Here is a 6,000-nt window from a genome sequence, read left to right as displayed (position 1 = left end):
CTGGAACGCCAGCTCCTCGTTGGCAATGCTGAGCTCGGCGGCGCGCTTCTCTTTCTCGTCGTTCTGGAACGCCAGTTCTTCGTTGGCAATGCTCAGCTCGTCGGCCCGTTTTTCCTTCTCGTTGTGCTGGAAGGCGAGCTCTTTATTGGCGATGCCCAGCTCCGTGGCCCAGTTTTTCCCGGTCGCTTCGCGGGCCACCAGCACCGCGCCCAGCGCGTGGCCGTGGTCGTCCTTGTTCACCGTGCCGTCAAACAGCACTTCGGTCAGCGTGCCAGCGGTGTGCCGCAGCACGCAGGGCACGTTGGCGATGGCCCCGGTGGTCATTACTTGCCGGTACACGTCGCGAAGCACGGCCGGCTCGGTGAAATAGGTGAAGAAATCCGAGCCGATTAGCGTGTCGCGGTCCACGCCCGTAAGCTTGACCGCGGCTTCGTTGGTATCAATAATATTGCCCTCCAGGTCTACGGTGACCAGTAAATCCTGGCTGGCTTCAATCAGCCGGCGGTAACGCTTTTCGCTTTCCTTCATGGGAGTGGTTGAACTGGCCCGGAAGGCGAGTTTTGGCTGATTTATACGGATGCGGGCGGGGCTAAAAGCCACGGTAAACCGTTACCGTTACAAAATACAGGCCGTATACGGACTGGGCTGTAAATAATTGTTTTTCAGAAAAATAACTTGCCTGTAAGGTACCGCTTTTTCGCCCGGCAACGGCTGGCAACTCCCTCTTCAGCGGCAGTGCCCCTGCCATCGCCTTGATTGTTATCTGGTTTGAGCAACCATACAAAATGCGTGCCTGAGCTAAAAGCAGGTTCCGTCGGAATCACCCAAAGCCAGAAAGCTCATTCGGGCTACCAAATGGGCTTTCCTGAAAGGCTTGCGCGTGCGGCCCAGCCAGTCGAAAAGCACGCGCTGCCAGCGCACCGCGTTTGGTGGCTTCAGCACCCGGTGGCCCGCGTGGAGTGGGCTAGCCGCTGACGCGCAACCGTTCGTTCTGAAATACGGCAAAACAGCCAGGTAATTCAGCGGCATGGCTGTCGAGAATCAAGCGTACAACGGTGGCGCGCTCGGGCCCGGTAGCTTCTTCTAGTCGGAGCAGGAGCACCCCATGATGCGGGTGCATTTCTTTGAAAATCAAGTCACCAAAATCTTTGTCCATGGTGATGACGATGGCCGCATGCCGGCTGGCCAAGGCCAAAACCTCCACATCGGGCATGTGGGGATTAAGGTCCCGAACCGCCACCATATCGTGCCCCAGCTCTTGCAAGAGCCTTTCCACGCTCGTACCCACTCCGGCATCCACCACAAACCGCTTGGCTTAGGCGGTGAGGCGATACACGCGCTGCTCGCCCACTACATCGGCGGCGTAGAGCAGGACGCTCTGAAAATCTTCGGGTTCCAGTTCCGGATATTCCTGCATCAGCTCCGTTGGCGTTTGGCCGGCGGCCAGGGCTTTCAGCACCTGCTGAACCGAAATCCGCAAGCCCCGGATGGTGGGTTTGCCGGCTAAAACACCTGGGTCAACGGTAATGCGGGCGAGAAGAGCATCAGTAGCTTGCATGGTGGAAAGATACGCAAAGCGCCCGTTTGATGCGTCAAACGGGCGCTTTCTGAGGAGAATAGTTGCGAGGATTACGACTTACTTCGCCGCTCCACCGTCGGGCTTGAGCGTGCGGCCCAGCCAGTCGAAAAATACGCGCTGCCAGAGCACCGCGTTCTGGGGCTTCAGCACCCAATGGCCCTCATTGGGCAGGTACAAAAAGCGACTTGGAATGCCCCGCAGCTGCGCCGTGCCGAAGGCTTCAATAGCCTGCCCCTCGGGCACGCGGAAATCCTTGCCGCCCTGAATGACCAGAATGGGCGTATCCCAGTTCTTGGCGAACAGCTGGGGGTTGAATTCCTGATAGGATTTCGTGGGCGTGGCGTCCCAGGGCGTGCCGCCCATGTCGTGTTTGGCGAAGAACATTTCCTCGGTGCTGGGGTACCAGCTGGTGAGGTTGTAGAGGCCGTCGTGGGCGATGAAGGTTTTGAAGCGGCCCTCGTGGTGGCCGGCCATGTAGTACACCGCGAAGCCGCCGTAGCTGGCCCCCACGCAGCCGCGCCGGTCCTTGTCCACAAACGGCTCCTTACTCAGGGCATCAATCGCCGAGAAGTAGTCCCGAATCGGCTGGCCGCCCCAGTCGCCCGAAATAGCGTCGTTCCACTCGCGGCCGAAGCCGGGCAGGCCGCGCCGGTTGGGGGCCACCACGATGTAGCCGTTGGCCGCCATCAGCTGGAAATTCCAGCGGTAGCTCTGGCTCTGGGTTATGGGCGACTGCGGGCCGCCCTGGCAGTAGAGCAGGGTGGGGTACTTCTTGGCGGGGTCGAAATCGGGTGGGTAAATGACATACACCTGCATCTGCTTGTTGTCGGTGGTGGTCACGCGGCGGTCCTCCACGCGGCCCAGCTTGATGCCGGCCAGCTCTTCTTTGTTGATGGTGGTGAGTGGGGTTTCGCGGCCGGTTTTCAGGTCGAGCCGCACGATATCGGCAAAAGCCGAAAGGGTGGTGCGGTTGGCCACGGCCTGGTCTTTTCCGACTAACTCAAAGGCATTATAATTCTGCACGCCGGTGGTAATCTGGCGGATTTTGCCGCCCTTGCTAGGCACCGAATACAGCTGCTCAGTGCCCGTCACCACGGCCACGAAGTAGAGGATTTTGCCATCGGCGCTCCAGCGCACGTTGGCCGCGCTCAGCTCCGAGCCTTTGGTGATGTCGACGCGCTTTTTGCTGGCAAAATCATACACCACGATGCCGTTGCGGTCCGATTCGAAGCCGGGCGTGGCCATGCTCAGCCAGGCCACCTGGCGGCCGTCGGGTGAGAAGGCGGGCTCGGTGTCGTAGCCGCCCAGGCCTTCGCTCAGGTTCACGGTTTTCTGGTCGCGAATGTCGAAGAGGTAAATGTCTGAGTTGGTGCTTTCGGCCTCGGCCTTGCCCGTGAGCTTGCGGCTGGTGTAGGCAATTTTATAGCCATCGGGCGAGAAAGCCAGCTGCTCGGAGCCGCCGTCGGGCAGCAGGGGCGAGTCGAATTTCTCACCGGTCATCACGTCCTTGCCGGAGCCTTCGGGCTTGCCATCGCTGCCGATGGGCTGGAAGAAAACGTGGCTGGCGAGGTGGTCGTCCCACACGTTCCAGTGGCGGTAGTTCAGGTCGTCGATGATTTTGGCATCGGCCTTGGGCAGGTCCGGGAACAGGTCCAGCGTGGTCGGGCTCGATTTCACATCCTGTGTATAGAGGATGAAATTGGCCTTCGGGGCATATTTCAGATTACTCAGGCCTTGGTCGGGAAAGTCGCTGAGCTTGGCTTTGCCCGAGCCATCGGCATTCATCACGTAGAGTTGGTCGGTGCCGCTTTCGCCCGAAATGAAGGTCAGCTTGCCATCGGGCCGCCAGTTCAGGGTGTTTTCCGAGCCGGGCGTGTCGGTGAGACGCTTGGGGGCCCCGCCGGCCACGGGCACGGTGTAGATGTCGGCGTTGCCCTTGTTTTCGGCCAGGTTGTACTTGGTTACGGTGTAGGCCACCGTTTTGGCGTCGGGCGAAACCTGCATTTCGCCCAGCCGGCCCAGCTGCCAGAGCTTTTCGGGGGTGAGAACTTGGGTGGGAGTTTGGGCGGCGGCCGCCAGCGGCAATAGCGCCAGCGCCGCGGATAGGAGCTTGTTCATGGCCGAAAATTACGGCTCAATCCCGCAGTCCCGTCTTCCACGAAAAGCACCCACAAACAAGACGCCTCCCCAATAGTATTGGGAAGGCGTCTTGTTTGTGGGTGACAGCCACTTGCGACCCCGAAGCGCCGCAAGAATTAGGAAAGTTACTTACCCGGCTTTTTACGGCCGGAGCCGCCGGGGAGTTTCCCGCCGCCGTCATTTTTATTCACCGTGGCCCAGGCGCGGGCCTCGGCTTCTTCCTTCGAAACGCCGCTTTTCTCATCGCCTTTTTCGATGTGCTTGGCCGGGCGCTTTTGCTTGTCGGGGTACCTCGATTTATTTCTCTAAGGCATGGCAGTACGTGAGGATAAAAAAATCGGAACAAAAACGGCCCGTAGCGCCGGGCCACCGTATTTTTACGGCCGTGGCAGGGGAGGAGTCAGGCGGGGCTACCTATCTTCGTGGCGGTTCTGGCTACTCAAAACTTCGTTATGCGCCACGTCGCCGACATTCCCCATCCCGCCGTTAAAATCACGCTCCTGGCCTGGAACGGCAAGTTTCTGCTGAAACTGGAGCAGGGCAACCTGGAGCAGACCTACAAAGTGGCCGAGCTGGACCTGCTCACCGGCACCGATGCCGAAGTGCGCGAGCTGCTGGACGAGGAATTCCTGGCCGCCGCCATTGCCCGCTTCCAGGCCATGCGCGCCGATTTGCAGGCTGCCTTCGACCGCCATGAGCTGCGGTAAAAACTGTTGTTCCGTCTTATCCAATGATTAGAATCTACTTCCTGCTACTACTTGCCAGCCTAGTTACGGCCGCCCCGGCCGCCGCCCAGCTCTACGACGTGCGCCCCGGCGAGGTGAACTACAATAAGAAGCCCCGCGCCGCCCTCAAGGTGCAGGTCGACGGCAAGGCCACCGACGTGCGCGAGTACTTCCAGGACTGGATGAAGAGCAGCTACAACGTCAAGTTCAAGACCGGCGGCGTGCTGGGCTTTGGCAAAAGCGACGTGCTGGTGGCTCGCCAAACGCCCGCCAGCACCATTTCCGGCAAGCTCGTAGACCTCTACTCCACCGTCATCGCCCCCACGGACTCAACCGCGGAAGTATCCTTTTTTGGTGGGTTCGACGACAACACGTTCTTCGACCCCAGCAGCACCAAAACCGAGTACGACGCCCTGCGCGCCATGGCCCAGAACTTCGCCGGGGCCTCCCGCCTCAAGGCCTACCGCGACATGATTGCCGAAGCCGAGAAGAAGCTCAAAGCCACCGAAAAGGAAAAGGACCGGCTCGAAAAGGAGCAGGCCAGCCTGCGCACCAACACCGAAGCCAACCTGGCCCGCATCGAAGAGCTGAAGAAGAAGAACGCCGAAAACCGGATGCAGTCGCGCACCGATTCGGCCGCCCAAATCAAGAACACCAGGGTGCTCGACGAAAGCCGCCTGCGCCTGCAGCGCCGCCGCGACCGGCTCTCCGCCCTCGACCGCAAAAACTAGCCCCGCCCCGGGCCGTATGCTGCCTCATGCAAAACCCTCCTTCTCCTCTTGATACGCTGCGCCAGCTGAAGGAAATGCTGGACGCCGGGGCCCTCACGCCCGCCGAGTTCGAGGCCCTGAAGCAGCGGCTGGTGTTTGAAGCGCCCGCCAACACCCCCGCTACCCCGGCACCAGCAGCCCCCGAGGTGCCGGTAGCGCCCCAGGCTTCTTTCGTCGCTCCGGCTTACTCGGAGCCAATACCGGTAACGCTGGAGGAGCTGCCCGCGTCGGCCGTGCCCTACGAAACGGTCGCACCTGCTTACAGTGCCGAGCCGCTGCCCACCGAACCGGTGCCCGCGCCCGCCTGGCAGACCAGCGACGAGTTTCCGGCTGATATGGTGGAGGCGCCGGCCCGCAATCCGCTGGCACTCATATTGTCCATTGGCGGGGTGCTGGTTTTTCTGGCTGTGGTGGCGTACCTCTCGTTCAACCAGCCGCCTTCGGAGCGGGTGTCCAGCACGAGCATGACGGCCGCCGACTCGGCGGCTACGGTTATTGAAACCGGCCCGCAGGCTGAGCCGCTGCCCCAAAGTGCCGCCGTGCCCGAAACCGTGCGCGTGGCGCCCACCAACCCGGCCCCGCCCACGCAGCCCCGGCCCGCGCGGGCCGTGTCCGACTCGATTGCAACACCCGCGCCCGCTGCCGTTCAGGATTCCGCCGCCGGGCAGTAGCCGAGCCCGTTTGCCAGCGTCGAGCTTACGCTTTTAGGGCCCAACATGCCCCGGCCGCCGCCGTATGCAAAACCCCAGCCACTGCGGCTGGGGTTTCTTTTTTCCAGCTACTCCAC

At 61.2% G+C, this 6,000-nt stretch carries 7 protein-coding genes; 3 read left to right on the top strand and 4 right to left on the bottom strand.

Features of this window, described 5'->3' with window-relative positions; genetic code table 11:
- From ABD819_RS10345 to ABD819_RS10330, 4 genes are all read right to left on the bottom strand, one after another.
- A partial coding sequence (locus tag ABD819_RS10345) for a PAS domain S-box protein (protein WP_345123849.1) occupies nucleotides 1-528 on the bottom strand: 528 nt, incomplete at its 3' end.
- Between the two features lie 436 nt (nucleotides 529-964).
- Nucleotides 965-1,300, bottom strand: coding sequence for a DUF5615 family PIN-like protein (locus ABD819_RS10340; RefSeq protein ID WP_345123992.1), 336 nt, complete (start codon nucleotides 1,298-1,300; stop codon nucleotides 965-967).
- 15 nt (nucleotides 1,301-1,315) lie between these two features.
- Complete coding sequence (locus ABD819_RS10335) at nucleotides 1,316-1,558, bottom strand: DUF433 domain-containing protein (protein WP_345123847.1); 243 nt, start codon at nucleotides 1,556-1,558, stop codon at nucleotides 1,316-1,318.
- 78 nt (nucleotides 1,559-1,636) lie between these two features.
- Complete coding sequence (locus ABD819_RS10330; RefSeq protein ID WP_345123845.1) at nucleotides 1,637-3,697, bottom strand: S9 family peptidase; 2,061 nt, start codon at nucleotides 3,695-3,697, stop codon at nucleotides 1,637-1,639.
- Nucleotides 3,698-4,170: 473 nt separating this feature from the next.
- Here ABD819_RS10330 and ABD819_RS10325 point away from each other — a divergent pair, with 473 nt between their 5' ends.
- Genes ABD819_RS10325 through ABD819_RS10315 form a run of 3 tightly spaced genes read left to right on the top strand, consistent with a single transcriptional unit; the run spans nucleotide 4,171 to nucleotide 5,884 of the window.
- Nucleotides 4,171-4,425 carry a hypothetical protein gene (locus ABD819_RS10325; protein ID WP_345123843.1) on the top strand — a complete coding sequence of 85 codons (255 nt, stop codon included), beginning with the start codon at nucleotides 4,171-4,173 and terminating at the stop codon, nucleotides 4,423-4,425.
- A gap of 23 nt (nucleotides 4,426-4,448) precedes the next feature.
- Nucleotides 4,449-5,174 carry a hypothetical protein gene (locus ABD819_RS10320; protein WP_345123841.1) on the top strand — a complete coding sequence of 242 codons (726 nt, stop codon included), beginning with the start codon at nucleotides 4,449-4,451 and terminating at the stop codon, nucleotides 5,172-5,174.
- Between the two features lie 26 nt (nucleotides 5,175-5,200).
- The gene (locus ABD819_RS10315; protein ID WP_345123839.1) at nucleotides 5,201-5,884 is read left to right on the top strand and encodes an SHOCT domain-containing protein; all 684 of its coding nucleotides are present in this window, start codon (nucleotides 5,201-5,203) and stop codon (nucleotides 5,882-5,884) included.
- Nucleotides 5,885-6,000 lie beyond the last annotated feature (116 nt).

This window comes from Hymenobacter antarcticus, assembly GCF_039539545.1.
Classification (GTDB): Bacteria; Bacteroidota; Bacteroidia; order Cytophagales; family Hymenobacteraceae; genus Hymenobacter; species Hymenobacter antarcticus.
Note: the sequence above shows the minus strand (reverse complement) of the source record. Positions and strands in the feature narration are given on the sequence as shown.

Coding starts and splice junctions, on each gene's coding strand:
- ABD819_RS10335 (WP_345123847.1), bottom strand. CDS start 1,558: ATGCAAGCTACTGATGCTCTTCTCGCCCGCATTACCGTTGACCCAGGT.
- ABD819_RS10330 (WP_345123845.1), bottom strand. CDS start 3,697: ATGAACAAGCTCCTATCCGCGGCGCTGGCGCTATTGCCGCTGGCGGCC.
- ABD819_RS10325 (WP_345123843.1), top strand. CDS start 4,171: ATGCGCCACGTCGCCGACATTCCCCATCCCGCCGTTAAAATCACGCTC.
- ABD819_RS10320 (WP_345123841.1), top strand. CDS start 4,449: ATGATTAGAATCTACTTCCTGCTACTACTTGCCAGCCTAGTTACGGCC.
- ABD819_RS10315 (WP_345123839.1), top strand. CDS start 5,201: ATGCAAAACCCTCCTTCTCCTCTTGATACGCTGCGCCAGCTGAAGGAA.